At 59.5% G+C, this 26,218-nt stretch carries 20 protein-coding genes and 1 tRNA gene; 12 read left to right on the top strand and 9 right to left on the bottom strand.

The genetic code is table 11. The annotated features are described in order from the left end of the window. Positions 1–39 precede the first annotated feature (39 nt). The 5 genes from hmgA to K328_RS0118480 are packed head-to-tail and all read left to right on the top strand — an operon-like array spanning position 40 to position 5,457. Positions 40–1,398, top strand: a complete 1,359-nt coding sequence (hmgA, locus tag K328_RS0118500; RefSeq protein WP_051285122.1) for a homogentisate 1,2-dioxygenase — start codon at positions 40–42, stop codon at positions 1,396–1,398. A gap of 2 nt (positions 1,399–1,400) precedes the next feature. Continuing rightward, positions 1,401–2,654: a fumarylacetoacetase gene (fahA, locus tag K328_RS0118495; protein WP_028467240.1), complete on the top strand. Its 1,254-nt coding sequence runs from the start codon at positions 1,401–1,403 to the stop codon at positions 2,652–2,654. A 26-nt stretch (positions 2,655–2,680) separates the two neighbouring features. Continuing rightward, a complete protein-coding gene (locus tag K328_RS0118490; RefSeq protein ID WP_028467239.1) occupies positions 2,681–3,631 on the top strand; it encodes an MBL fold metallo-hydrolase in 951 nt (316 codons plus the stop codon). 15 nt (positions 3,632–3,646) lie between these two features. Next, positions 3,647–5,263 carry an FAD-dependent oxidoreductase gene (locus tag K328_RS0118485; protein ID WP_028467238.1) on the top strand — a complete coding sequence of 539 codons (1,617 nt, stop codon included), beginning with the start codon at positions 3,647–3,649 and terminating at the stop codon, positions 5,261–5,263. Beyond that, positions 5,260–5,457 carry a DUF2783 domain-containing protein gene (locus K328_RS0118480; RefSeq protein ID WP_028467237.1) on the top strand — a complete coding sequence of 66 codons (198 nt, stop codon included), beginning with the start codon at positions 5,260–5,262 and terminating at the stop codon, positions 5,455–5,457. The genes K328_RS0118485 and K328_RS0118480 overlap by 4 nt, the downstream gene beginning before the upstream one ends. A gap of 54 nt (positions 5,458–5,511) precedes the next feature. On the opposite strand, the gene K328_RS24835 is transcribed toward K328_RS0118480, so the two are convergent. The 7 genes from K328_RS24835 to K328_RS0118445 form a co-directional block, all read right to left on the bottom strand. Beyond that, complete coding sequence (locus K328_RS24835) at positions 5,512–6,309, bottom strand: phosphodiesterase (RefSeq protein WP_051285121.1); 798 nt, start codon at positions 6,307–6,309, stop codon at positions 5,512–5,514. 117 nt (positions 6,310–6,426) lie between these two features. Then, a complete protein-coding gene (locus tag K328_RS0118470) occupies positions 6,427–7,665 on the bottom strand; it encodes an ABC transporter substrate-binding protein (RefSeq protein WP_028467236.1) in 1,239 nt (412 codons plus the stop codon). 148 nt (positions 7,666–7,813) lie between these two features. Then, positions 7,814–8,710, bottom strand: a complete 897-nt coding sequence (locus K328_RS0118465) for a carbohydrate ABC transporter permease (RefSeq protein WP_028467235.1) — start codon at positions 8,708–8,710, stop codon at positions 7,814–7,816. Further along, positions 8,707–9,693: a carbohydrate ABC transporter permease gene (locus K328_RS0118460; RefSeq protein ID WP_028467234.1), complete on the bottom strand. Its 987-nt coding sequence runs from the start codon at positions 9,691–9,693 to the stop codon at positions 8,707–8,709. The genes K328_RS0118465 and K328_RS0118460 overlap by 4 nt, the downstream gene beginning before the upstream one ends. Position 9,694: 1 nt before the next feature. Continuing rightward, positions 9,695–10,831, bottom strand: a complete 1,137-nt coding sequence (locus K328_RS0118455) for an ABC transporter ATP-binding protein (RefSeq protein WP_028467233.1) — start codon at positions 10,829–10,831, stop codon at positions 9,695–9,697. A gap of 260 nt (positions 10,832–11,091) precedes the next feature. Then, positions 11,092–12,504, bottom strand: a complete 1,413-nt coding sequence (locus tag K328_RS0118450) for a uracil-xanthine permease family protein (RefSeq protein WP_028467232.1) — start codon at positions 12,502–12,504, stop codon at positions 11,092–11,094. A gap of 173 nt (positions 12,505–12,677) precedes the next feature. Next, the gene (locus K328_RS0118445; protein ID WP_028467231.1) at positions 12,678–15,821 is read right to left on the bottom strand and encodes a DUF4347 domain-containing protein; all 3,144 of its coding nucleotides are present in this window, start codon (positions 15,819–15,821) and stop codon (positions 12,678–12,680) included. Positions 15,822–16,491: 670 nt separating this feature from the next. On the opposite strand from K328_RS0118445, the gene K328_RS0118440 reads away from it, so the two are divergent. From K328_RS0118440 to K328_RS0118420, 5 genes are read left to right on the top strand one after another with little or no spacing between them, the layout of a single operon-like run. Then, entirely contained in the window at positions 16,492–18,252 is a 1,761-nt protein-coding gene (locus tag K328_RS0118440) for a GSCFA domain-containing protein (protein WP_169721231.1), read from the top strand. 56 nt (positions 18,253–18,308) lie between these two features. Then, positions 18,309–19,802 carry a glycosyltransferase family protein gene (locus tag K328_RS26465; RefSeq protein WP_084608397.1) on the top strand — a complete coding sequence of 498 codons (1,494 nt, stop codon included), beginning with the start codon at positions 18,309–18,311 and terminating at the stop codon, positions 19,800–19,802. After that, positions 19,799–20,830, top strand: coding sequence for a GDP-mannose 4,6-dehydratase (gene gmd / locus K328_RS0118430; RefSeq protein ID WP_028467228.1), 1,032 nt, complete (start codon positions 19,799–19,801; stop codon positions 20,828–20,830). The genes K328_RS26465 and gmd overlap by 4 nt, the downstream gene beginning before the upstream one ends. 58 nt (positions 20,831–20,888) lie before the next feature. Further along, the gene (locus tag K328_RS0118425; RefSeq protein ID WP_028467227.1) at positions 20,889–22,127 is read left to right on the top strand and encodes a class I SAM-dependent methyltransferase; all 1,239 of its coding nucleotides are present in this window, start codon (positions 20,889–20,891) and stop codon (positions 22,125–22,127) included. Between the two features lie 15 nt (positions 22,128–22,142). After that, positions 22,143–23,138, top strand: coding sequence for a GDP-mannose 4,6-dehydratase (locus tag K328_RS0118420; RefSeq protein WP_028467226.1), 996 nt, complete (start codon positions 22,143–22,145; stop codon positions 23,136–23,138). Between the two features lie 182 nt (positions 23,139–23,320). On the opposite strand, the gene K328_RS0118415 is transcribed toward K328_RS0118420, so the two are convergent. Next, a complete protein-coding gene (locus tag K328_RS0118415; protein WP_028467225.1) occupies positions 23,321–23,713 on the bottom strand; it encodes a GFA family protein in 393 nt (130 codons plus the stop codon). Positions 23,714–23,894: 181 nt separating this feature from the next. Next, positions 23,895–23,969: transfer RNA gene (locus K328_RS0118410), tRNA-Val, on the bottom strand. A 230-nt stretch (positions 23,970–24,199) separates the two neighbouring features. Between K328_RS0118410 and K328_RS24830 the strand changes: the two genes are divergently transcribed. Then, positions 24,200–25,231 (top strand): N-formylglutamate amidohydrolase, encoded by a 1,032-nt coding sequence (locus tag K328_RS24830; protein ID WP_245577591.1) that lies wholly within the window; start codon positions 24,200–24,202, stop codon positions 25,229–25,231. A gap of 61 nt (positions 25,232–25,292) precedes the next feature. Continuing rightward, positions 25,293–26,141: a transglycosylase SLT domain-containing protein gene (locus tag K328_RS24825; protein ID WP_051285119.1), complete on the top strand. Its 849-nt coding sequence runs from the start codon at positions 25,293–25,295 to the stop codon at positions 26,139–26,141. The last annotated feature ends 77 nt before the right edge of the window (positions 26,142–26,218 follow it).

Raw genomic sequence — 26,218 nt, 5'->3', positions numbered from 1 at the left:
AAACGCGCCTTGTCAGACCCTGCCGACGGGAGGAGCGAGATGAACAAGGTATCGAATTCCGCAACCGTGCACAGCAATCCGCTGTCAGGCACCACCTCGGGCTATATGCCGGGTTTCGGCAATGATTTCGAGACCGAAGCCCTGCCCGGCGCCCTGCCCCAGGGTCAGAACAGCCCGCAGAAATGCAATTACGGCCTCTATGCTGAACAGCTTTCCGGCAGCCCCTTCACCGCGCCGCGCGGCGAGAACGAGCGCAGCTGGCTGTATCGCATGCGCCCGTCGGTAAAGCATACCGGCCGCTTCGCGCGCATCGCCGTGGACGGATGGAAAACCGCCCCGCATCAGCCGGAGCACGGCCTCGCCCTCGGCCAGTACCGCTGGAACCCGGTGCCCCTGCCGGAAGCGCCGACCGATTTCGTGGCCGGCATCCGGACCATGACCTGTGCGGGTGACGTGAACACCCAGGCCGGGATGTCCGTGCATGTCTATGCCTGTAACGCGGACATGACCGACGACTACATGATGAATGCCGACGCCGAACTGATGCTCGTCCCGCAGCTCGGCCGCATAGAAATCTTCACCGAGCTTGGCCGCATGACGCTCGCCCCGCGCGAGATCGCGATCATCCCGCGCGGCATGATCTTCAAGATAACGCTGCTGGACGGCGAAGCCCGCGGTTATGTCTGCGAGAATTACGGCGCCAAGTTCACCCTGCCGGGGCGCGGGCCCATCGGCGCCAACTGCCTCGCCAACCCGCGCGATTTCAAGACACCTGTCGCCGCCTACGAAGAGAAAGAGACGCCCTGCCGTCTGATCGTGAAATGGTGCGGATCATTCAACGTGACGGAGATCGGGCACTCACCGCTCGACGTCGTTGCCTGGCACGGTAATTACGCGCCCTTCAAGTACGATCTGACCACCTTCTCTCCGGTCGGCGCCATCCTGTTCGACCATCCGGACCCGTCGATATTCACCGTGCTGACGGCCCCCTCGGAGGTGCCTGGCACGGCCAATATCGACTTCGTCATCTTCCCGGAGCGCTGGCTGGTCGCCGAACACAGCTTCCGGCCGCCCTGGTATCACCGGAACATCATGTCCGAATTCATGGGCAATATTTACGGCTCCTACGATGCCAAGCCCGAAGGCTTCGTGCCCGGGGGCATGAGCCTGCACAATTGCATGCTGCCGCACGGCCCGGACAGCCAGGCCTTCGAGGGCGCCTCCAATGTCGAGCTGAAGCCGCACAAGCTTTCAGAAACCATGGCCTTCATGTTCGAGACCCGGTTCCCGCAGCATCTGACGGAGTTCGCCGCCAGCGAAGCGCCGCTTCAGGACGATTACGCAACCTGCTGGACAGGCCTCGACAAGAAATTCGACGGAACGCCGGGCATCAAGTGACAATGAAAAGCTGGCTTTCCGCCGCCAACGCACCGGACTGCGATTTTCCGGTCCAGAACCTGCCCTTCGGCGTTTTCTCCCGGAACGGCGAGCCGCCACGCTGCGGTGTCGCGATCGGCGACCGCGTGCTGGATCTTGCTGCGCTGGAACTGGACGGACTGATATCCACCGGCGGTACCCCTGTCTTCTCGGAAGATGCTCTGAACCCCTTCATGGAACGGGGCTCCAAAGTCTGGGCGAAAGTACGAACACGCCTGACGGACCTTCTGCGTGAAGGCGGCGATACAGCCCTAAAACAGAAGACGGAAGCCTTTCTCGTCCCGCTCTCGGATGTCACCCTGCACCTGCCGTTCCGGGTCAGCGAATACACCGATTTCTATGCGGGCAGGCAGCATGCCTTCAATGTCGGCACCATGTTCCGGGGACCGGAAAACGCCTTGCCGCCGAACTGGCTGCATATCCCGATCGGCTATAACGGGCGGGCCTCCTCCGTTGTTGTCAGCGGCACGGATTTCCATCGCCCCAATGGCCAGTTGAAAGCGCCGGACGCGGAGGCTCCCACTTTCGGCGCAAGCCGCCGGCTCGATATCGAACTGGAGATGGGTGCCGTAGTCGGCACCGGAAACCCGCTCGGCAGACCAGTGACAGTGGCTGAGGCAGACGCGATGATCTTCGGCTATGTGCTGCTGAACGACTGGTCGGCGCGAGATATCCAGGCTTGGGAATATCAGCCGCTCGGCCCGTTTCAGGGTAAGGCCTTCTGCACGACGATCTCGCCCTGGGTGGTGACACGGGCCGCGCTGGAGCCGTTCCGGACCGCAACGCCGAAGCGGGAGAAACCACTGCTGCCTTATCTCGCGGAGCCGGGCCCGATGCTCTACGACATCGCGCTTGAGGTCGGCCTGACACCTGCCGGATCAGACGAGGAAGCGGTACTGTCGCGGACCAACTACAGCACGATGTATTATTCCGCTGCCCAGCAGCTTGCCCATCACACCAGCAGCGGCTGCCCGATGCGGCCGGGCGACCTGCTAGGCTCCGGCACGATCTCCGGAGACACGCCGGACAATTACGGCTCATTGCTGGAAATGAGCTGGGGCGGCAAGACCACGATCACCCTGCCGAACGGAGAGAGTCGCAGCTTCCTCGAAGACGGCGACCGGGTCACCCTGCGCGGTCATGCGGCGGGAGATGGATATCGCATCGGATTTGGAGACTGCACGGGCACGGTACTGCCCGCGATTAGACAAGACTGACAAAGAACAAACGGGAGGAAGGCCAAATGGCCAAGCAATTCGCATCAGCCGGCGATATGGCGGAAAAGAAGATCACCTTCAGCGAGATCGGCCGGGACATCTGGGCCTTCACCGCCGAGGGCGATCCGAATACCGGCGTCATCATTGGCGACGATAGCGTGATGATCGTCGATGCCCAGGCCACCCCGCGCCTCGCCCACAAGGTGGTGGAGAAGATCCGCACCGTCACCGACAAGCCGATCAAGTATGTCGTGCTCTCCCACTATCACGCCGTCCGCGTGCTTGGCGCCTCGGCCTACGGGGCGGAGCAGATCCTCGCCTCCGAGAAATGCCGCGCCATGGTCTCGGAGCGCGGTCAGGAGGACTGGGACAGCGAGTTCGGCCGCTTCCCGCGCCTGTTCCAAGGTCATGAATCGATCCCCGGCCTGACCTGGCCGACCATGACCTTCACCGACAAGATGACGGTTTATCTCGGCAAGCGCCGGGTCGACCTGATGCATCTCGGCCGCGCCCACACCGCTGGCGACATCGTTGCCTGGGTGCCGGACGAGCGCGTCATGCTGACCGGCGACATCGTCGAGTACAAGGCTGCCTGCTATTGCGGCGACGGCCATTTCAGCGACTGGGGCAACACGCTCGACGCCATCAAGAGCTACGATCCGACCGCCATTGCGCCGGGCCGGGGGGACGCGTTGGTCGGCACCGAAATGGTCGATGCCGCGCTCGATTTTACCCGCGACTTCCTGCTGAACACCTATCGTCCGGCCGCCGCAGTCGCCGCACGGGGCGGAACCTTGAAAGAAGCCTGGGATGCCGTGCGCGCCGCGTGCGATCCGAAATTCAGCGACGTGCCGATCTACGAGCATTGCCTACCCTTCAACGTGACCCGGGCCTATGACGAGGCACTCGGCATGGACACGCCCCGGATCTGGACCGCCGAGCGTGACCGGCAGATGTGGGAAGCCCTGCAAGGCTGAGGCGGGAGCCGTCCCATGGCCGATATCTTCGAGCAGGCGCTCTATCCCTACCGGCGGTCTCCGGATCAGGACGCGGCGGCGCCTGCGCGCCATCCCGTGATCGTGGTCGGTGCCGGTCCGGTCGGGCTTGCCGCCGCGCTGGATCTAGCACTGAAGGACGTGCCGGTCCTGCTGCTGGACGACAATGACCGGGTCAGCACTGGCTCCCGCGCCATCTGCTTCGCCAAGCGCACGCTGGAGATCATGGATCGGCTGGGCTGTGGTCAGCCGCTGGTCGACAAGGGCGTCACCTGGAACAAGGGCAAGGTCTTCTTCGACGAGCGGAAGGTCTACGAGTTCGACCTGCTGGCCGAGGCCGGGCACCGCCGCCCGGCCTTCATCAATCTCCAGCAATTCCATTTCGAGGCCGTCTTGCTGGAGAGGCTGCGGGAACTGCAAGCGGAAGGCCGACCGGTCGAGATTCGGGGCCGGAACAAGGTCACCGGCGTTACCCGGGACGACAGCGGCATCCAACTGACCGTCGAGACGCCCGACGGCCCCTACACCCTCGAAGCAGACTGGTTGGTCGCCTGCGACGGCGCCAAGTCTCCGATCCGTTCGTTCATGGGGCTCGATTTCCATGGCCGGATCTTCGAGGACAATTTCCTGATCGCCGACGTAAAGATGGAGGCCGATTTCCCGACTGAGCGCTGGTTCTGGTTTGACCCGCCCTTCAACCGGGGCCAGTCGGCGCTGCTGCACAAGCAGCCGGATGGTGTCTGGCGTATCGACCTGCAACTCGGCTGGGACATCGACCGGGAAGTTGAGATGCGCGAGGAGAACGTGATCCCGCGCCTGAAGGCGATGCTTGGAGAAGAGGCGAAATTCAGCCTCGAATGGATCTCGATCTACACCTTCCAGTGCCGCCGAATGGAGCGTTTTGCCCATGGCCGTGTACTGTTTGCGGGGGACAGCGCGCATCAGGTCTCCCCCTTCGGCGCACGCGGCGCCAATAGCGGTATTCAGGACGCGGATAATCTCGCCTGGAAGCTGAAACTGATCCTGGACGGCACCGCACCGGAAAGCCTGATGGAGAGCTATAACCGGGAGCGAGTGCAGGCCGCTGACGAGAACATCCTGAACTCCACCCGCTCGACAGATTTCATCACCCCCAAGTCGGATATCTCCCACGTCTTCCGTGATGCCGTACTTGATCTTGCCGAAGCCCATCCGTTCGCCCGCCCACTGGTGAACTCCGGACGGCTCAGCGTGCCGGCGACCCATGCGGGATCTGACCTGAATGGTGAGGATGCGCTGCCAGGCGGGCCGGAGCGCACCCGTCCGGGCGCCCCCGCCGTCGATGCCCCGGTGGGCGACGGATGGCTGCTGGAAAGTCTTGGGACGGATATTGTCTTGCTTGGAATCAATACGTCACTGCCGGACATGTCCGGCGGCGATACGCTCCCAGTGACAGTCCTAACGATTGAGACCGAAGACGACAGGCTGGGCGCCTTGAGAGAGCGTTATCTCGGGAGGAACGAACAGGCGGTCTACCTGATCCGCCCGGACCAACATATCGCCGCGCGCTGGCCCACCTATGACCGTAAGGCCATCTCCGCCGCCCTTACCGCCGCGACCGGAGGGATGTCATGACGGATCTGAACACCGCTCCTAACCTGACGGATGCCGACGGCTTTTACGAAGCACTGATCGCCGCTCATGAGGGCCTCACGCCGGAGCAAAGCACAGCACTGAACGCGCGCCTGATCCTGCTGCTGGCAAATCATGTCGGCGACCGGGATATTCTGCTCGACGCCCTTCGCAAGGCGCGGGGAACCGGACGCTAGCCCCCCCGTCATCACCGCCATCCCGACCGGGATGGCGAATGAGTGCAGGGATATCTAGATGTCTCGAGGAACGTAAGGCTCACCCTCGCCACCGGCAGAGCGGGCAAAGACAAAGACGCTCTCCGGGGTCGATTTGATGATCGAGAATTCCGGCGCCTCATCGACGAAACGGACATCGTCGACACTGGTGAAGTCCAGATAGACCTGATGATTGAAGCCGCGCTGGAGATAGAACGGGATACCACGCCAGTGGCCGGAGATCGGCCGGTGTACGTGGCCGAAAATCATCTGGTCCGGCTTGCGCTTCTGCAGCACTTCCCACAGCGCCTCTCCGTCCAGCAAACGGATCTCATCCATATGCGGGATGCCGAGATCGAACGGCGGGTGATGGACCGCGAGCACGAACGGCACGTCCGACGGCAGGGCGTCGAGTTCCTTGTCCAGCCACGCCAGACGGGTCTCGCAGAGACGGCCGGCATGATCGCCCGGAATATCGACCAGGCTGTCGAGACACACCACGTTGGCATCGCCGGTATCGACGGTGAACTGGATGAAGCCGCCCTCAATCTCCGGCGCATCCGGGAAGACCTCGCGGAACGGCGCGCGGCTGTCATGGTTGCCCATCATCAGATGCACGGGCATCTCCAGTGGCGCCAGCACCTCCTTCAGGGTCTCGTAGGCTGCCTTCTCGCCGTAATGCGTGAGGTCGCCGGTGGCGAGCACGCAATCGACATCACCGTGGTCGCGGCGGATCAGGGATACGCCGTCCGCGAGACGCTGTTTCGGGCTGGTTCCGAAGAGCGGCTTGTCACCGGGGACGAAGTGCAGGTCTGTGATCTGGATGAAGCTCATGACACCGATTTCTTTCCGCCGGACGAATACCGGCGACAGGAAGGTAAGCGATTAAACGCACGTAGCACTTAAAAGAGCGGGCCGACAGGGTGGAACCCCGTCGGCCCGATGAAGGTTTTATTTCGGCAGCATGTCGCCGACTTCGGCCACCAGATCGCTCTGCAGGGCCTTCATGTCGTCTTCCTCGCCGGTGACAATGCTTTCGATGCCGTCATAGATCACCTGGGTAACCGCGAGGCCCTTGTCGCCCGGATAAGCGAGCCAGTCGCGCAGCAGCGGGAGCTGACGCACGGCGGTCTCCTTGTTCGGGTTCCGCTTGTAGAAATCCTTCAGGATGATTTCGTTCGCGGCCTTGTTCGGCGGCATGTAGCCCGTGGTCTCGGCGACAGCAGCGGCGCCGGTGCCGGAGGTGATGTATTTCAGGAAGGTCCAGGCAGCCTGCAGCCGCTCCGGGTCCTCAGACTGGGAGACCAGCAAGGCAGCGTTACCGCCGGCAGGAAGGCCCTTCGGCTTGCCACCGATGCCCGGGAATTCGGCCGTCTTCATCTCGAAATCGCCTTTCGAGCGCTCAACCGCGCCTAGCGCCGAGGTGGACCAGAACATCATGCCGACATCACCGGAAGCGAAAGCAGCCAGCGCGTCTTTCCAGGACAGGTTCTGCATCTCGCAACCCCGGAAGATCTTCTTCATGGTCTCGAAGGAGGTCAGACCGGCCTCGCCGTCGAAATTCACCTTGTTGCCTTTGACGATCGGCTCGTCCTGGCTCCACATCAGCGCCTGCATGAACCAGTTGCCGGTGATGTTCCAGCCCCAGAAAACCGGGTTCTTCACACCATTGGCCCGCATTTCCTTGCAGAGCGTGACCACCTCGTCCCAAGTCTGCGGCAGCTTGTCGGAGCCGGACTTGCGCACCAGATCCATATTGTAATAGCCGACCGGCAGGGAGATCGAGAACGGAAGACCATGCACGTCGCCATTGAAGGTCGACAGATCGAGCATTGCCTGATGGTAGCCTTCCTTTTCGAAATTGGCTTCCTTGGCGATGAACGGTTCAAGCGAACGGGCGATGCCCTTTTCCACCAGAATGGCCTGACGGTTGAGGCCCTGCATGGTCACGTCCGGCAGATTACCGGAAACGGCCTCACGCAGGATGATGTTGGTCGCATCCTCGTAGCCTTCATAAGTGGCACGGAACTTCACCTGGATCTCCGGATGCTCCTTTTTGAAGCTCTCCATGATCTTCTCATAGGTGACATCGAACAGGTGGCTGTAGGGATAGCCGACCTCGATCTCCACCGCGGCGGCGGGCGCTGCGTAAAACGCCGCGGCAGCGGCCATTGCAAAAAGACGTTTCATACCGTAACTCCTCACTGTTGCTGCGTGCGGCCGCGATGCTCCAAATGCTTGCGGCGGCCCACATTGCACGCCCCTTAACCGGGCATTGCGGCGGTCCCCATTGCAGTGGGGGCCGCCAATTTCTTTCACTTCAAATCATACCGGCCGGTCATTTCATGCCGGTGAGCGTGATGCCTTCGATAAAGCGCTTCTGCGCCATCAGGAACGCGACGATCAGTGGCGTGACAATGATCATTGCCGTCGCCATCATCGCGCCCCAGTCGGACCCGTCACTGCCGCCCCTGAACTCCCGCAGACCAAGCGGCGGCGTGTAGAGATCCCGATCCCCGGTGATCACCACACGGGGCCAGAAGTAATCGTTCCAGTGCGCCACCACGGAGAAGATCGCAAAGGCCAACAGGGCCGGGATCGCGGTCGGCAGCATGACTTTCCAGACGATGGAGAACTCGTTCATCCCGTCCATCCGGGCGGCATCGATCAGATCGTCCGGCACGGTCTTGAAGAACTGCCGCATCAGGAAGATACCGAAGACGGAAATGGTCCAGGGCACGACAAGGGATGCGTATGTGTTGGTCAACCCGAGCTTGGCCAGCATGATGTAGAGTGGCAAAGCGATCGCGTGGACGGGGATCAGCAGGCAGACCAGCACCATGCCGAAGACCATGTCGCGGCCCCAGAATTTGAGCTTGGCCAACGCATAGGCGCAGGGCAGCGCCACCAGGGCCTGGATCAGGAAGATCGATGCGGTGACGATCACGCCGTTCGCCAGATAGCGCAGCAGCGGCGCCTTCTTGAAGGCCTGGGTATAATTGAAGATCGCAGGCGTCTCGAGGCAGTCTTCCCGGGCATTGCCCAGCTTGACGCAATATTCGTCGACCATCTGCTCCTGGGCGCCGAAGAAGCCGCCGGTATTGGTCTCGATCTCGTGCGGCGCCTTGAGCGAGTAACTCACCATCACATAGAACGGCAGGATGACGATCAGAGCGCCAATGATGAGAACCGCGTGCTTCAGGGCTTCCGAGAAAGGCGACGCATGTCCGGTCATGTGTAATGCACCCTTCTTTCGACGAGCCAGCGCTGCAGGAACGTCAGGAACAGCACGAAGGCGAGGAAGACGACGGTGATCGCGGCACCGATGCCGATCAGGTTGTGTTGGATCGCCTTCTCGTAGATCGCGAACATCATCACGTAAGTTGTCTTGGAAGGACCGCCCCCGGTAATCGCCTCCACCGTGTCGAACACCTGGAAGGAGCGGATCGTCGTGATGGTGAGCACGAAGATCGTGGTCGGCCCGAGCATCGGCCAGGTAACCAGCCGGAACCGGTCCCAGGCACTGTCGGCGCCGTCGATGGCGGCGGCCTGATACAGCTCTCGCGGCACACCGGTCAATCCGGCCAGATACAGCACCATGTTGAAGCCGAAGCCCTGCCAGATACCGATGAAGCAGATGGTCCAGATGGCGTAATCCCGGTCGCCGAACCAGAGCGGGAAGTTCCGCGCGCATCCGGCCGCGTACCAGTCCGAGATCTGCTCCAGAAATGTGCCGCAACCGGACTCGAGAGTTTGGTTCACGATGCCGACCGTCGGGTGCAGGGAGAATTCCCAGACGATGGCCATGGCCAGCAGGGCCGCCATGACGGGCAGGAAATAGATCGTCTTGTAGAAGTCGCCAAAACGCTTCAGGGAGTTGATCAGCAGCGCCGCACCAAGCCCGAGGCCGATGGATGCCGGCACGACCACCAGCACATAGGTCGCCGATGCGGTCAGCATTTTCGTGTAGGTCGAGCGGGAGAACATCTTCTCGTAATTGTCGGTTCCAACCCAGTCGAACCCGGGATTGCCGAGGCTGTAATCGGTAAAGGAGAGCGCGGCCGCGATCAGCACCGGAGCCACCAGGATCACCAGCATCAACAGGATCGCCGGGGCGACGAACGCATAACCGGCAAGGCTGGCAGGCGCGAGCGCCCGGCGCCGGGCCGGTTGAACCGCCACCGGAAGGGCCGAGCTCGCTGCTACATCAACCGCCATCTCAGGCCTCCGCAAACCGCAGGCGCCGGTTGTCCGCGCCGAAGGCCATGGCTGTGCCGGGCCTCGGCCGGACATGGATTTCCTGCCCGAGAGACACTTGTGCCGCCAGTTCCGGCGCGGCGCGGGCGATCACCCGCTGGCCGCCGCCATTGACATGGCCATGCAGGAAATAGTCGGAGCCGAGATTTTCCTTGTGGCTGACCCTGAACGGCCAGGATTCCGCATCCCCGCCTCCCGGCAGTACGTCGAGATGCTCCGGACGAACACCGATGGACAGTGCCTTGTGTGCTCCGCCGAGCGTCCGCTTCAGGTGAATGCCGTGCGCAATTACCCGTCCCGCACTGTCAGCCTCGCCGTCGACCATGTTGATCCGGGGACTGCCGATGAATTCCGCCACGCGCCGGTCGACCGGGTCGAGATAGATCTCGTCCGGCGCGCCGAGTTGCAGGATGTCCCCCTCCATCATCACCGCCATCCGGTCCGACATGGTCAGCGCTTCAGCCTGATCGTGAGTGACGTAGATAAAGGTTGTCTTCAGTGCGTGATGCAGCTCCGCCAGCTCGGAGCGCATGTGCACGCGCAAAGCCGCGTCGAGGTTCGACAGCGGCTCGTCCATCAGAAAGGCAACCGGCTTGCGCACCATGGCCCGGCCGAGCGCGACACGCTGGCGCTGCCCGCCGGAGAGCTGCCCCGGCTTGCGCTGCAGCAGATGCTCGATTTTCAGCGTCTCGGCCGTCTCCCGGACCAGTCCGCGCAAGGTCTTGAGCTTTTCTCCGCGTCCCGGCATGGCGGCACCGACCAGCGGCATCCGCTCCCAGCCGTTCAGGTCCCGCAGCCGAAGCGGCGTCTCCATGTTCTGCTGCACTGTCAGATGCGGGTAGAGCGCGTAAGACTGGAACACCATTGCCAGGTCACGGCGGCTTGGCCGTATCTGGTTCACCACCCTGCCGCCGATGGCGACGTCTCCGGCGCTCTGCTGTTCAAGCCCGGCGATGATCCGCAGCAAGGTCGACTTGCCGCACCCGGACGGCCCGACAAGGGTCAGGAATTCCCCATCGGCTATGTCGATATCGAGCCCGTTGAGGACCCGTGTCGTACCGTAGCTTTTCTCGATACCCGATAGAGTGATACGCGCCATAAGCCTTGCTCCGGCGAAAACAAACCGGAGCGATCAGTATCAAAGCTCGTTGACATCAAGATGACGCTGCCTTTGGACGACTTGCGAAATTCGTCTAGACGAAGCCGGACAACGGCAGCAGTAGTATCCACACAAAGAAAACGGGAACCCTGAATAATGTCAGGATTCCCATTTGGTAAGATGGTATTCGCCTTGCGAATGAGGCCTCGGCCCCAGTCACAAAAGCTTCAAGAAAAACCCGGAGATCGCGCCCCCGGCAGCTATCTGTCGCCTTTACCGGCAAGCCCGCCCGCGACTTCCTCGGTCGACTCCGCCGACAGCTCCTTCGGAAGCACGAGGTTGAGGACGATGGCGATGAATGCCGCAGGCAACAGACCGGACGTCATCAGAATGCGCAGCGTATCCGGCAGATACTGCACCGCCTTCGGCTCCATCTGCAGACCAAGCCCGATGCTGAGAGCAATGGCGAAGATCACCATGTTCCGGCGATTCCAGCGCACATCGCTCAGCATCGAGATACCGGCTGCGACGACCATGCCGAACATGACGATTACGCCACCGCCCAGCACCTCGATCGGGATGGTCCGGATAATCGCACCAACCTTCGGTACCAGACCGCAGACGATCAGGAAGATCGCGCCGTAGGTCACAACATGGCGGCTCATCACCCCGGTCATGGCCACCAGCCCGACATTCTGGCTGAAGGAGGTGTTCGGCAGACCGCCGAAGAAACCGGCCAACGCGGAACCAATACCATCGGCGAAAGTCGCGCCCCGGATTTCCTTGTCCGTCGCTTCACGCCCGGCACCGCCCTTCGTGATGCCGGAAACATCGCCAACGGTCTCCACGGCGGAGACGAAGGCCATCAGGCAGAAACCAAGGATCGCCGCGCCGGAAAACTCGATGCCGTACTTGAACGGCTGCGGCAGGGCGAAGACAGCCGCCCGCTCCCACGAGGTACCGATGGCGCCGAGCGGCAGCATGCCGATGGCAATGGCATAGAGATATCCGACGATCAGGCCTATCAGCACCGCAGACACAGAAAGCATGCCCCGGGCGAAGAACTTCAGACCGAGTGTGACCAGAATGACGATCCCGGCAGCGGACCAGTTCAACAGCGAGCCGTATTCCGGCTGGTTCACCGCCGGAACACCGCCTGCGGCATACTGAATCCCGACCTTTACCAGCGCCAGTCCGATCAGCGTGACCACAAGCCCGGTCACCAGCGGCGGCAGGGCAAAGCGGATACGCCCGATGACGGTGCCGAGCAGGGCATGGAAGATGCCGCCAACAATGACACCGGTGAACAGCGCCGCAAGCCCGTCCACGCCTTTGCCCGCGACCAGCGGGATCATGATCGGCAGGAAAGCGAAGGACGTACCCTGCACCACCGGCAGTTTCGCGCCGACCGGGCCGACCGAGAACGTCTGCAACAGCGTTGCAAGACCAGCGAACACCATCGACATCTGGATCATGTAAAGCAGTTCGGGAAAGTCCGGCGAGTTGGAGCCGAACCCGAAACCGGCGGCACCGGCAACGATGATCGCCGGGGTGACGTTCGAGACGAACATCGCCAGCACATGCTGGATCCCGAGCGGTATGGCCGTCATCGGCGGCGGCGTGAAATCCGGGTCGCGAAGCTGTTCCGGCGTCCCAATTGAATTGTCAGACATTCCTGCACTCCTGCTGTTCACAAGACAGGGCGTTTCCCCTTAGCTTCGCTTGTTCCCCCATGGAGTGTCCGTGCGGCCCCCGCCACACCGCGAAGTCTTGAATTTTCTGTATCATACATTCTGGTGAAGAGCATCCGGCACAGCGCAACCATTGCAGGCCGGCAACATCTCACTCAGCCGATAAGGAAGCTCGCCGCGTCGAGTTCGGGCGGTGCCACGCCGATCAGGGTGACGGAGTTGCCCCCGGCGAGATCAAGCACCGCGTTTCCGGAGCCGTCCGATGTGATGCGGGCCAGCATCTCGTCCGCACTGGTGACGCCGGTTCCGTTGATATCTGTGCTCACGCCGATCACGTCCTGTCCGACCACGAAGTCCGTGATCACGTCCGCGCCGTCGCCGTCTGCGAAGCGGAACAGGTCATTCCCGTCCCCGCCGACAAGAGTGTCCGCCCCCGCACCGCCGAGAAGCGTGTCCGCGCCGAGATTGCCACACAGGGAGTCGTTGCCAGCGCCGCCGTCGAGATAATCCGCGTCTTTCCCACCGTAAAGCGTGTCGTCTCCGGTTTCGCCCTGAAGGCTGTCGACACCCGTATTGCCGTAAAGCAAATCGTTCCCGTCACCGGCCCGAAGCGTGTCCGTACCGTGATTTCCCCAAAGCCTGTCGTTACCCTTGTTCCCACAGAGAACGTCATTGTCCTGACCGGCATAGATCCGGTCGTCGCCCGATCCCCCATAGAGCGCATCCTGGCCGATATTCCCGTAAAGAATATCAGCGTCCTGATTCCCGTAAATCAGGTCGGCACCATCACGCCCGTACAACAGGTCATCTCCGGCACCACCTGAGATCGTATCGTCCCCCGCGTTGGCAGATACGGTGTCGTCTCCGCCAAACACCTTGATATGGTCCGCTGTGGAGCCTCCGACGAGCCGGTCGTCTCCCTCAGAGCCCGACATAATCCCGTCCCCGGCGGCGGCAGGCGTTGCAGGTAGCGTCAGAACCACGTCGTTACCGGTCCCGCCCGCATAGCTGATCGTGTAGGTGGCGCCACCGGCGGTAATCGACGCGCCTTCCGCCAGACCGGAAAAGGTCCCGGTGACCGCGTCAACACCGTCATTGTCGATCAGGACATAGGTGGCACCGGCTGAGGGAATGTCGGTGACCGTCAGGCTCAGGGTGGCCCCCGAGATCGTAACGGTTCCGGTGACAGCGATCTGGTCATACCCGGTGCCAGCCGTGGTGCCCTCGATCTCCATGTTCGCCGTGGAGCCGGAGGCCAGCGTCAGGTTGCCGGTCGATATCTTCCCCGGGCTGTTGCCGGGCGCTATTGTGCCGCCGCTCTGCACGGTCACTGCCGTCGAGAAGGTGCTGCTGCCGCCAAGGGTGGCGCCGGATGCGACCGTATAGGTGCCGCCGCCGGCGATCGTGCCGGTGCCGCTGATGGTGCCGGAGAAGTTGGTCGAGGCAGAGTCCGTGAGCGTGAGAGTCCCGGTGCCGATATTGAGCGTGCCGCTGCCGGTGAGGCTACCGATGGTCTCGCTTGTCCCGTTCAGGTCGAGCGTCGCGCCGGACGAGACGGTGACAGCTCCCGCGTCGGCGAGGGCATTGCCGCCGGAAACCTGCAGGGTGCCGCCGTTCACCGTAGTCCCGCCCGAATAGGTGTTCGTGCCGCTGAGGGTGACGGTGCCCGTACCCGACTTCGTCAGGCCACTGGTGCCGGAGATGTCGTTGTCTATCGTCGTCGCGCCGGTCACCGTCAGCCCGCCGCCGCTCAAGGCCACGTTGCCGGTACCGAGATTGCTGTCCGTCGAGACGGAGAGCGTGCCGCCGCTGACCGTCGTGGTGCCGGAATAGGTGTTCGTGCCGCTCAGCGTCAGCGTGCTGGCACCCGTCTTGGTCAGATTGCCTGCGCCCGAGACCACCCCGCTCATGGTGACGTTGGCGCCGACATTGACGGTGCCGTTCGACGCCCCCAGCGCGATGGCATTGTCGATCGTCGTCGCCCCGGTGACCGCCAGCGTGCCGCCGTTGATCGTCACCGTGCCGGCGCTCAGGTTGCCGTCCGCCGCGACGGAGAGCGTACCCTGGTTGAGCGTCATCGAGCCCGAGGCGGAGTTGGTTCCGGAAAGCGTCAGCGTGCCGGTGCCGGTCTTGGCCAGCACGTTCGTGCCGTCGTCGGTCACATTGCCGGATATGCTGACGTTATTGGCGCCGGTATCGATGGTCGCCGTATCCTCGACCTCGATATTCGAGGTGTAGGCACCGCTGGTCGTAAACCGCACGGTCGAGTTGCCGAGGATATCGATGAGGGGCGCCGAGGTCGTCGTCCCGATCTCGGCGGTCGTGCCGCCGAGGACCCAGATCTTGTTCGTCCCGCTGATCGAGCCGTTGAGAGCGATGGTTCCGCCGCCTGCCGTCTGAAGAATTCGGGCGCCGGCCGAGAAAGAGACCCCGGAATTGAGGGTCAGCGTCTTTCCCGCGGTGACATTGAAGTAGAGATGCGAGGCCGCGACGATGTCCGAACCGCCGATCGTGAGAGAGGTTGTCGTTCCGGTGAAACTGAAATTTGTGGCCGCCACATTCGTGAAGGTCGGCGAAGCCGCGAGGGTGATCGTGCCACCCGCCCCGAGATTGCTGAAACGCACGATTTGATCGACAGCCGCTGCCGCCGCTCGGAGTGTTCCCGCGCTCGCGTCGCCGAGCGTGCTCGTGACGTCTACCGCGAGCAGGCCGGGCCATGCGGCCGCCCGCTCAGGGTCGAAGAGAGGCCGCAGGTCGCCCGGCGACATGCCCGCCGCAACGTCCAGCTTCCAGTCGCCGCCGCGCCCGGCAGCACCGGTCGGCGTGCTCGACGCATGCACCGGCGCGTCCAGCGCGAAGGAAAGCGCTTCGACGAACCGCTGCCCCGCCGCGCCACGTCCAACCGAACAGCCATAGAGAACGAGCGGCCGTCCGGCGAGCGCGCGCCGGAAACCAGCGATACCGTATGCGTCCCGGGTTAGCGTATCGAGAGACACTTCTCCCGCAGAGAGGGAGAGCACGCCCGGCCGGCCATGGCTGAACAGATGCACCGAGGAAGCCCGCGGGCTGGCCCGCCTGATCGCATCGCCGAGCACCTGGAAGGCATCGGCGGCGGCGCCAAGCCGGACAACATCTGGCGCCCCCGTCATCGCCTGCATCAGCAGATCCGGGGCGGGAAGTCCGCTGTCTAAAAGAACAAAAGGCGCATGACTGGATTCTGGAAAATGCGAATCACTGCACTTTCGCGGATCAAAATCCGCCCCACAAGATACTTTGCAATCTGAAAGCAGTTCGACCATCTGGATTTAAATTCGTCACAAATTCTCCACGGGAACTTGATGACTTTTTAAATCGCGAGCCGGGAAATAGCTGTTGGAAAAGTTGGAATTTCCAAAAATGACAAATTGGAAATTCTTTGCGCAGCTTTGGAAGTTCGCTGAATGGCTGGATGCGGAACAACACGGGCAGCCCCGTCGGCACGGCGCTCCACACATTCTATAAAAGCGCGTCGTTCGCCTGCCTACTCCTCGGAGCAGCCCGTGGCGTCACGATCGCGGTCGTATCGTCGGGTGTCCGGAAACGGCGGCAACCAGCCCCCCCCCGACGGACACATTGCCCGAACCACTCCCCAGTGAATTTCCAGAAATCTGGCCGTGCTGCAATAGTGCGTCGACATCCGACCAGCCGGGTTCGTCGCATCATTCTCAATTCAAAGCCTAGAAGGCCATGCGGCATCAGAAAAACTTTGCCCTTCGACGCTCTAATATGAGCTCAAAAAGGGACCACTTCCGGCCAAGCAGAGCGCAGGACATTTTTTGAAACAAAGCGGCTGTCGCACGACACTCGAAGATCCAGCACCGAAATGAGCCCTTGTATGCGTTGCAATTCAGGCTTGCTATAATGCTCTTGCACAGTTATCGCACCAGACTGACCGGGACGATACCGCTCAGGGAAATGGAGAATTTTATCGTGCCTGCAGCCAGGTTCAAACGCACCGAGATGCTACAACGAGGAAATTCACTTCTGAGCGAGGGAGCTTTCGATCAGGTCATCGACGAGATGACGTCGGTCCTGTCTGAAGTTGAAGATTTCGCCGAAGGCCATTACTTCGTTGGATTCGCCGAAATGTCCAAAGGGAATCTCGGTCTGGCCGCATCGGCTTTTAACAGAGCTCTGGCACGACAACCCAACCTGATTGCCGCATATTCTCACCTTCTTCCCATATTGAAGCGTGCCGGCAAAACAGCCGAAATCGAGGCCGTTGTTGCGAAGCTTCTTGCCGCGCCAGCCCAAGGACATCGCGTCGAGCGATTGCGCGGCCAATGGCTTCACTTCCTCGGCAAATCCGCCGACGCCAAGCACCACTTCGAACTGGGCATAAATGATTCGTCGGATCAGGCTGACCTTCACTTGCAGCTCGCACTTGTTGAAACCGATCTTGGCAACAGCAAGGATGCCGAACGGGCGTTCAAACGCGCTCTGATATTGCAGCCGACGCAGGCGCAAGTATATGCACAACTCGCCCGCTCTCTCGACAGCGCCGGACAGCTCGAAACCGCAGCCAGGGTCTACGCGCAGGGTATTGTGCTTGGGGACCTGAAAAACTGCGCCTACGCGTTGAGCCGTATCCTTCAGAGATTGAACCGCTTCGACGAATCCGTCGCCGTTGCACAAAAACACGACATTGATAAATTGCATTTTCGAAGCGGCGTGACCTTGGGGCATATGGATCGCGGTGACACTGCGGACCTCGACGCCTACACGTTCTCGGATGCGGAAAACACGGTTTCAGCGCCGGAATTCGACGCCGAAAAATCAGGAAAACCGGCCAAGTCCAAAGACAAATGGCACTTCAAATCCCGAACGATCGATTTTTTCCCCCGAAAAACCAGCGATTTCGACGATTTGAAGACGATGATGCGAAAATTCATACTGCATCGCCTCGTTCCCGATTCCCCAATCTTTGGCTCGGACGCAACCCTCCTCACAATGGGCTCCTGTTTCGCCGCACATTTGCGCAAACGCTTGCTGGCGCGCGGCAAGCAATCGGACACCATCTCCGTGCCCGAAGGACTGAACAACAGCTTCGCCGTACGTCAGTTCATCGAGTGGGGTCTCACTGGAGATATCGGATCAGCTTCATACTGGTATGACGCGAATGAAGATGGCGGCGTCGATCACTGGACTCCACCCTCCGAACACACGTTCTACAAGGAACAGTTCAAGACATTTGATGGCTTGGTGATCACACTCGGACTGGCCGAAGTATGGCGTGACCGGGAAACTGGAGGTGTGTTCTGGCGGGGCGTTCCGCAAAAGATATATGAGGCGGAACGGCACGTGTTCCAAATCTCGACGGTAGAAGAGAATGTCGAGAACATGCGGGCGATCATCCGGACCGTTCACAATGAACTCGGGGCGAAACCGATCATTTTCACCCTGTCTCCTGTTCCACTCATTGCCACGCACCGAACCGACGCCAATTGCATGGTTGCAGACAGTGTATCCAAGTCCATCCTGCGCGTCGCCATAGACCAAGTCATGCGCGAAGCGCATGAGAATGTGTATTACTGGCCATCTTTCGAAGTCGTGCGCTGGGCGTCGGGACACGCAAAATACGCGGCATTCGGCGATGATGACGGGCAACCGCGGCACGTAAACGAACGCCATGTGGATACAATCATCGAAGCATTCGTCGAATGTTTCTTTGCTGCTGAAACGTCGGCATAAGCCGCCCGGCTCAGGCGCCGACGCGATTACGTTCCTATTTTTTTTCCGGACACACCATGCCAAATGCTCTTCCAACAGAAAAAACAAAATCCATGACTGAATATGATTCAATTGCGGAAAATATCCGGGGCGACGACTTCACATCAGAACAAATTATTGCCCTTGCCAATCTCTATGGAAGAGCCAAATTTACCGACTCTGCACTAGGGTACCTCGTTCTTGCATCGGCATTATCACCACATGATCACCTTACAACATTCAAAATAGGCCATCTTTTATTAAGAGAAAAATCTTATACTGTAAGTTTATTTTGCTTTCTAAAAACAAGAAACAACAACTTCAAAAAAGAAGAATCACACAGATTAATAAAAGAAATTGAATCAAAAATAAAAGAAGAACTACCTAATAATAAAATATACTATAAAGAATGGAATCCTGAAAGGTATATAAAACTTTATGGTTTTAATGAAAAACACAACAAATATCCTATTGTTTTTTCACTGTCATCAGGCGCTGAATCAGAGGGATCATACGCAGAATCCATAAATAATACATTTAACAAACATTACAAATCCCGATTTATATCATTCAACCTTTCTGCATTAAGGAATGAACTAGAAATATCTGTCGATAAATTTATTTATTCGGCATCAATAGATATGAACCCTACTGTATTTTTTTATTACAATCAAAGCATCTCAAAAGTCGAAAACACAATTCGCCTGGAAACGATTTCCTGGATCAAGAAACTGACAAAATCCGCACTTGTCCTGATGAGCCTGGATTTGGCAAAACCCTATTTTGAAAACTCGATCAGACTGCTCTCCGGCGTTGCCGACTTGCTCGTAACGACAGATCAAACTGCCAGCAAGGATATTCGCGAGCTGATGCGCGGCCGTGTGTACCAAGGCTGGCATCTTGTCGACCAACAGACCTACTGCGATCAGGGTGAGGCGCGCGACATCGATGTGTCATTTGTTGGAAGTGTTGTCGGGGCTTACACATACCGGAAGCCGATAATTGACTATCTGCAAAAAAATGACGTTCCGCTTTTTCTGGCTGGGTCTGGCCTCGGGAAAAGGTTGAGTAATGACGAATACGCTGCGGTCATGCGGCGCTCGCGAATCATCATAAATTTTTCGAGTTTCACGCTGTTATCGGGATGGGACTATCATCACGTGACCAGAGTGTTCCATCCGTATGATCGCCCCATGCACCATTTGAAAGCACGGGTCTTTGAAGCGATTGAAGCCGGTGCATTGCTGTTTGAATCCGAAAACGACATAACGCCCGATTGGTTCAGGCCGTACGAACATTATATCCCCTTCTCCACCAAGGAAGATTTGTTGGAGAAACTTCGCTATTACCTCGATCACGAAAGCGAGCGGGAACGCATCGCAGCGGCGGCGCGAGACTATGCGCAGGAACACTATCGTCCGGAAACATTCTGGCGGAGTATTTTCGAGAAGCTGGAACAAACCGGTCAATTTCCGCACCTGCCGAAACCCCGCGATCTCGACCATGACGATATGAAGGAAAACCACGCATGACGCGGCCTGTTGCACTCATCACCGGTATAACGGGACAGGACGGCGCCTATCTTGCGAACCTGTTGCTCGACAAGGGATATATCGTTCACGGCTTGCGTCGGCGCGTGTCCCTGTTCAACACCGCCCGCATTGATCAGATGCTCGCCAACCGCGAACACCCAGACGATGGCATTGTCCTGCACTATGGCGACCTGACAGACTCCAGCAGCATCATCAGGATCCTGCAGGAAACACGGCCGACAGAGATCTACAATCTGGCGGCGCAGAGCCACGTCCACATCAGCTTCGCCACACCTGAATACACGGCTCAGGCCGACGGGATCGGGCCCCTGCGCATTCTTGAAGCCATGAGAACTCTGAAACTTGATGAAACATGCCGATTCTACCAGGCTTCCACCTCGGAGCTTTATGGAAAGGTTCAGGCCGTCCCGCAATCCGAGACAACGCCCTTTTACCCTCGCAGTCCCTATGCGATCGCCAAGCTCTACGCTTACTGGCTGACCATCAACTACCGGGAAGCCTATGGCTTTCATGCCTCGAACGGCATTCTTTTCAATCATGAAAGCCCGGTACGCGGGGAAAGCTTCGTGACCCGCAAAATCACTCGCGCCGTTGCCCGGATCAAAGCCGGCACGCAGAAAGACCTTGCTCTTGGCAATCTGAACGCGTCGAGGGACTGGGGCCATGCAGAGGACTATGTCGAAGGCATGTGGCGGATCGTGCAGCATCCGACGCCGGATGATTATGTGCTGGCCACCGGCAAGGCGCATACAGTGCGCGAGTTTGTCGACTTCGCGTTCGCTGAAGTCGACATTTCAATTGAGTGGCATGGCGAGGGTGTCGATGAGATTGGAGTCGACAAGAAGACCGGACGCAAATTGATTTATGTCGACCCGGTCTATTTTCGCCCGACGGAAGTCGATGAACTCCTTGGTGACTATTCGAAAGCCAAAGCCGTTCTTGGCTGGGAGCCTAAAATCTCATTCGAGGACCTGGTGCGTGAAATGGTGCGCATGGAAGCTGTGTAATCGGATCAGCACACCGCGCTATCAATACGATCAATACAACATGGAAAAGGACGGTTGAATGCTCGCCGCCGAAAGAAAACACTGCAGGCTCTGTGGCTCAGCCCAGCTCAACATGTCATTCGACCTAGGCAACCTGGCGTCATGCGGATTGTTCCCCGGCATGGCAGACACGGGAGATGACCCTTCGGCTCCGCTGGCAATCATCCGCTGCCGTGACTGCGGCCTGGTTCAGGCAGCCCATGACTATGAAATGTCAGACCTGTTCGGCCATACCTATGGCTATCGTTCCGGCCTGAATGAGTCGATGAAGGCACATCTGGAATCCCTCGTCGCAGACCTGCGGACGAGAGTTTCCCTCGGCGACGGCGACTACGTTCTTGATATCGGCTCCAATGATTCGACCCTGCTGAATAGCTATAGAGGCACGGGCGTCAGACGCGTCGCAATCGATCCGGTTCTCGAACAATTCCGCTCGTACTATGACGATGACATCCTGACAGCCGCCGATTTTTTCAACGCGGCGACTTTCCGGGATCTGGCTGGCACGGTTAAAGCCAAAGCCGTGACATCGATTTCAATGTTCTACGATTTGCCGGACCCCGTCGCGTTCGCCCGTGACATCGCTTCCATCCTGGATGAAGACGGTATCTGGGTGTTCGAACAAAGCTACATGCCGACCATGGTTGAGCGGAATTCGTTCGACACGATCTGTCATGAGCACCTCGAATATTATTGCTTCAAGCAAATCGAGAAGATCCTGGCGGATGCCGGGTTGCAGGCCATTGATGTCACGTTCAACGACACGAACGGCGGCAGCTTCAGAGTGTTTGCCGCTCATCTGGCATCTTCCCACACCCCCAAAAGCAGCCTGCTGAATGAAGTCAGAGAGCGCGAAGTTGCGCAAGGATACGATACCGACGCCCCACTCGAGGCATTCTCCAGCCGGATCGCCAAGCGAAAACAGGAACTTTTGTCATTGCTCAACGAGCTCAAGGCAAAAGGGAAACTTGTGCACGGATACGGCGCATCGACCAAGGGGAACACCCTGCTCCAGCATTACGAGATAACGACAGATCTCGTGCCGGCGATTGCGGACAGGAACGAGATCAAATGGGGATCGCGGACACCTGGCACACGCATTCCCATTATCTCGGAAGAGGAATCCCGGGCGGCAAAACCCGACTATTACCTGGCCTTACCATGGCATTTCAGAAACGGATTCCTTGCAAGGGAACGCGCGTTCAGGGAAAATGGCGGGAAATTCATTTTCCCGCTACCTGAGGTCGAAATTGTCTGATCGCAGATCAAGCGGATGCCTCAACGACCAGAAAACCATACACCCGTTTCACTGATCGTCGGCAGCGGCGGTCAGGATGGGTTCTATCTGACGCAGCACCTCAACAGCTTGAGACATCGTGTCATTGGCATTACAAGAGATCGTGTTGTTGACAGCGCATCAGGCGTCTGGCCGACGGTCAGCCTTACCGACCGTACGTCCATCAAGGCCCTGCTCACGTCAGTGCAGCCCGACTTCATCTACTATCTCGCCGCGCACCACCATTCCTCGCAAGACGGTACGCTGAAAGACCCGAACATCCTGGGCAGCAGCCTCGCAGTTCACGTTGTCGGCCTCGAAATCATACTGACAGTGGCCGCTTCGCTTCCAAAACGCCCCCGTGTCTTCTATGCCGGGTCATCGCACCTTTTCGGCAGACCCGACGTCTCACCGCAGAACGAGGACACGCCCTTCCGGCCTGTTTCGGATTATGCCCTTACGAAGCAAATGGGGGTGCAGCTGTGTGAATTTTTTTCCAAACACCGAGATCTCTTTTGCGCACCTGGCATTCTCTACAATCACGAATCGCCACTCCGGTCGCCAAACTTCGTCTCCAGAAAGATCACTCTAGGTGTTGCAAGGGCTGCGCTTGGGCTTGGCTGCGAAATTGAGCTCGGAGACCTCAGCGCTGTTGTTGACTGGGGAGCGGCGGAAGATTATGTGCGTGCAATGGAGGCAATACTCTCGCTGGATAGCCCAGATCAGTTTGTCATAGCCAGCGGAACTGGCCATTCCATTAACGATTTCGTCGATATCGCTTGTACCGCCGCTGGAATCGATCCCGGCGGGATTATCACCGAAAACCCGGCCATCGTGGTCCGCAAAGCTCAAACCGTCCCATTGATCGGCGACCCGTCACACCTCAAGAGCGCCACCGGCTGGCAGCCATACATCAAATTCAGCAAATTGGTGACCCAAATGGTTAAGTCCGATCTCAACTTACTTCGTTCGAATGTCGGTCATCTCCCTTGAGTTAACATCACAAAGCCCCTCGCCCCCTAAGGAGCGTTGAAGTCACAAAAGCTGGCTCATCCCAACACTCCCGGAGGACTCAATCCACTCACGGGTCACATCGCGGATCGCGCGCTCGGCTGGATTTATCGACCTTCAGGGTGCCGCTCATCGGAAAAGCCCCTTCGCAAAGTGCGTCCGCCCTACTCCTCGGAGCGGCCCGTGGCGTCACGATCGCGGTCGTATCGTCGGGTGTCCGGAAACGGCGGCAACCAGGCCTCCCGGCGGACACACCAGAGCTCATAGGTCGGCTTCAGCTGGTCTGGTTCGTCCAGGGATCCCAGATTCACTTCGATTTCGTCCGCGCTACGACCGAAAACGGTCGAGCCGCAGCCGGGACAGAAAAACCGTCCTTCATAGTTGCGCACCTCACCGTCGACCGTCACCGCATCCTGTGGAAAGATCGCAGAAGCATGAAACAGCGCCCCATGGTGCTTGCGGCAATCCAAACAGTGACAAACGCCGACCCGGTAAGGACGCCCCGACGCCACAATCCGGACATTGCCGCACAGGCACCCCCCGGTGAAGCGGTCCATGCTGCGTCTCCTCTAAATTCAAACGGTCGAAATGGTTACAACGAACAGCACTGTAATGACATTTGCCCGTTGTGGGCTGGGAGAAAATTAACTTCCGCCGCGGACGCTGGCGTAAATATCGCTCCGCAAGATCGATCAATCGATATGCAGGAACGGAATGCGGATTTCATTTGGGAAGGGATGGTGGGCGCGACTGGGATTGAACCAGTGACCCCTACGATGTCAACGTAGTGCTCTCCCGCTGAGCTACGCGCCCTATATGTCGCGGCATCGGGAAAAGTGCGCCGCGAAGGAGGCGTGTGTATAGCCAGCGGCATTCGGATTTGCAAGACCTGATTTAACGGTTTTTCGCCCAGCTTTCGTGCAACCGCTCCGGCAGCCGTCACTGACCATGAGCCCGGCCAAGGATACGACCCTCTTCTTGGTTTGCCCGTTACCATTTCCATATTAGGGTGAGATTAAATTTGCCGGTCCGGGAGACTGCGCTTGAGTGCGGATAAAACGACAGGGAATGCCGTCGGAGACGCGACGGCCGGGGACAGGCTCGAAGATGTCGCCTCGACGCTGATTGAGCCGGGTTTCCTCTGCTCTGGCGATGTGGCCACGCATCCGGCTCCGGCGGTTCCCGACGAGATTGCCGGCGTTTACCGGATTGAACGCCCCGCACACGCCAACAGCCCGCTTGTCGTCGCCTCACCGCACAGCGGCCGTCTCTATCCACAGGATCTGCTGGACGCCACCCGGCTCGACCCGATGGATTTGCGGTCTTCTGAAGACAGCTTCATGGAGCAGGTGCTTGAGGGGGCCAATCAGGCCGGGGCGGCTCTGCTGACGGCTCTTTTCCCCCGGGTCTATGTCGATGTGAACCGGGAGCCGTTCGAGCTGGACCCAAGCATGTTCTCCGATCCGCTGCCCGACGGCGCCGCAACCGACAGCATCCGCATCTCGGCGGGGCTCGGAACCATTGCTCGCGTAGTCGCCAATTCCGAGCCGGTCTACGACCAAAAGCTCTCCTTTGAAGATGCCGCACACCGCATCGGTAATTACTACGCGCCCTACCACCGGGCCCTGCAACGGCTGATCGCTGAAGCGCTCGAACAATTCGGTTTCTGCCTGCTGATCGACGGGCATTCCATGCCGTCCAGTGCCGTGCGCCATGTCCGCAGCGAACGCCGCCCGATCGATATCGTCCTGGGTGACTGTCATGGCGTGACCGCCGCTCAGGCTTTTACCGAACAAGCCGAGACCTTCTTCAGGGAGCGGCACTACGCCGTGCGACGCAACAGCCCCTACGCCGGCGGATTCGTAACCCGGCATTACGGCCGACCGGAGGTTGGTGTTCATGTCCTGCAGATCGAGATCAACCGCGCCCTTTACATGGACGAGCGGCGGATAGAGCCACGGGCCGGTATCGAACCGCTGAAGAAGGACATCGCGGCTCTGCTGAGCGCTCTGTCGGAAACCGCGCGGCGCATGGCCGAGGACGGCACGGCCTCCATCCGCGCGGCAGCTGAATAGCCAGCAAATCAAATAATCGGCACGGTCCTTGCTTATATCTCCGGGTCACAGGAGAAAGACCATGCGCTATCTATCGATGCCGATCATTTTTACCGCGATTGTAATTGCCACACTCGGCCTGCTAGCCGCGCCCAAGGCGCACGCACTCGGGCCGTCGGACAAGATATGCGCCAATGCGACCCGTCATGCCGAGGAAGAGCATCGTCTACCGAAGCACCTGCTGTTCGCGATCTCCCTCAAGGAAACCGGACGCTGGAATGATGAGCGCAAGGAAAGCTACACGTGGCCCTGGACGGTGACTTCCGGTGGCGAGGGCCGCCATTATCCGACGGTATTCGCCGCCATGGCCGAAGTGCGCCGCCTGCTCGCCAAGGGTACCACGAACATTGATGTCGGATGCATGCAGATCAACCTGCGCTACCACGGCACCGCCTTCGAGGATCTCGCCGAGGCTTTCGATCCGCTGAAGAACGCCGACTATGCGGCCCGCTTCCTGACCGAGTTGAAAGAGCGGCACGGATCCTGGCGGGATGCGACCGAGCACTATCATTCCGGCAACAGCGTGCGCGGCAAAAACTACCGGGATGCCGTCTCCAAGCTGCAGCAGAAAGCATACAGGGGCGAAGCCGTGACCATGGCCGATCCCTCCACAGATAATCTGACACTCGCGGCAGGCGCGGCAGATCGTGCCGACGCCCTGACCGCGAAAGCGCTGGCCCGCAAGGAACAGCAAGCCATCGAACAGGCCCTGCGTGACGAACGAGCGGCCCGGCAGCGGGAGATCGCCGAGAAAAGAGCCCTGCAGCTGCGCCAGGAATTCGACGATCGCAAAGCCCGCCTGCTTGCCGCCTGGGAACAGCGAAAAGCCGCAAGACGGATCAAATCCGGCATTCTCGCTTCGGCCAATTAATCAGCCTCCGCCAACGGCCTGACGCCTTTGCAAACAGCTCTTGCAGATCCATGCGAGCCGGGCGAGCTTAGCCCCCC

Source organism: Nisaea denitrificans DSM 18348 (genome assembly GCF_000426505.1).
GTDB lineage: Bacteria > Pseudomonadota > Alphaproteobacteria > Thalassobaculales > Thalassobaculaceae > Nisaea > Nisaea denitrificans.
This window is presented reverse-complemented; position numbering and strand designations above follow the sequence as displayed.

What these genes read in the sequence shown, in the direction of transcription:
- K328_RS0118425 (WP_028467227.1), top strand. Translation starts at nt 20,889, where the DNA reads ATGCTCGCCGCCGAAAGAAAACACTGCAGGCTCTGTGGCTCAGCCCAG.
- K328_RS26465 (WP_084608397.1), top strand. Translation starts at nt 18,309, where the DNA reads ATGCCAAATGCTCTTCCAACAGAAAAAACAAAATCCATGACTGAATAT.
- K328_RS0118455 (WP_028467233.1), bottom strand. Translation starts at nt 10,831, where the DNA reads ATGGCGCGTATCACTCTATCGGGTATCGAGAAAAGCTACGGTACGACA.
- hmgA (WP_051285122.1), top strand. Translation starts at nt 40, where the DNA reads ATGAACAAGGTATCGAATTCCGCAACCGTGCACAGCAATCCGCTGTCA.
- K328_RS0118450 (WP_028467232.1), bottom strand. Translation starts at nt 12,504, where the DNA reads ATGTCTGACAATTCAATTGGGACGCCGGAACAGCTTCGCGACCCGGAT.
- K328_RS0118485 (WP_028467238.1), top strand. Translation starts at nt 3,647, where the DNA reads ATGGCCGATATCTTCGAGCAGGCGCTCTATCCCTACCGGCGGTCTCCG.
- K328_RS0118420 (WP_028467226.1), top strand. Translation starts at nt 22,143, where the DNA reads ATGCCTCAACGACCAGAAAACCATACACCCGTTTCACTGATCGTCGGC.
- K328_RS0118445 (WP_028467231.1), bottom strand. Translation starts at nt 15,821, where the DNA reads ATGGTCGAACTGCTTTCAGATTGCAAAGTATCTTGTGGGGCGGATTTT.
- K328_RS0118465 (WP_028467235.1), bottom strand. Translation starts at nt 8,710, where the DNA reads ATGACCGGACATGCGTCGCCTTTCTCGGAAGCCCTGAAGCACGCGGTT.
- gmd (WP_028467228.1), top strand. Translation starts at nt 19,799, where the DNA reads ATGACGCGGCCTGTTGCACTCATCACCGGTATAACGGGACAGGACGGC.
- K328_RS0118470 (WP_028467236.1), bottom strand. Translation starts at nt 7,665, where the DNA reads ATGAAACGTCTTTTTGCAATGGCCGCTGCCGCGGCGTTTTACGCAGCG.
- K328_RS0118480 (WP_028467237.1), top strand. Translation starts at nt 5,260, where the DNA reads ATGACGGATCTGAACACCGCTCCTAACCTGACGGATGCCGACGGCTTT.
- K328_RS0118460 (WP_028467234.1), bottom strand. Translation starts at nt 9,693, where the DNA reads ATGGCGGTTGATGTAGCAGCGAGCTCGGCCCTTCCGGTGGCGGTTCAA.
- K328_RS0118415 (WP_028467225.1), bottom strand. Translation starts at nt 23,713, where the DNA reads ATGGACCGCTTCACCGGGGGGTGCCTGTGCGGCAATGTCCGGATTGTG.
- fahA (WP_028467240.1), top strand. Translation starts at nt 1,401, where the DNA reads ATGAAAAGCTGGCTTTCCGCCGCCAACGCACCGGACTGCGATTTTCCG.
- K328_RS24825 (WP_051285119.1), top strand. Translation starts at nt 25,293, where the DNA reads ATGCGCTATCTATCGATGCCGATCATTTTTACCGCGATTGTAATTGCC.
- K328_RS24835 (WP_051285121.1), bottom strand. Translation starts at nt 6,309, where the DNA reads ATGAGCTTCATCCAGATCACAGACCTGCACTTCGTCCCCGGTGACAAG.
- K328_RS0118490 (WP_028467239.1), top strand. Translation starts at nt 2,681, where the DNA reads ATGGCCAAGCAATTCGCATCAGCCGGCGATATGGCGGAAAAGAAGATC.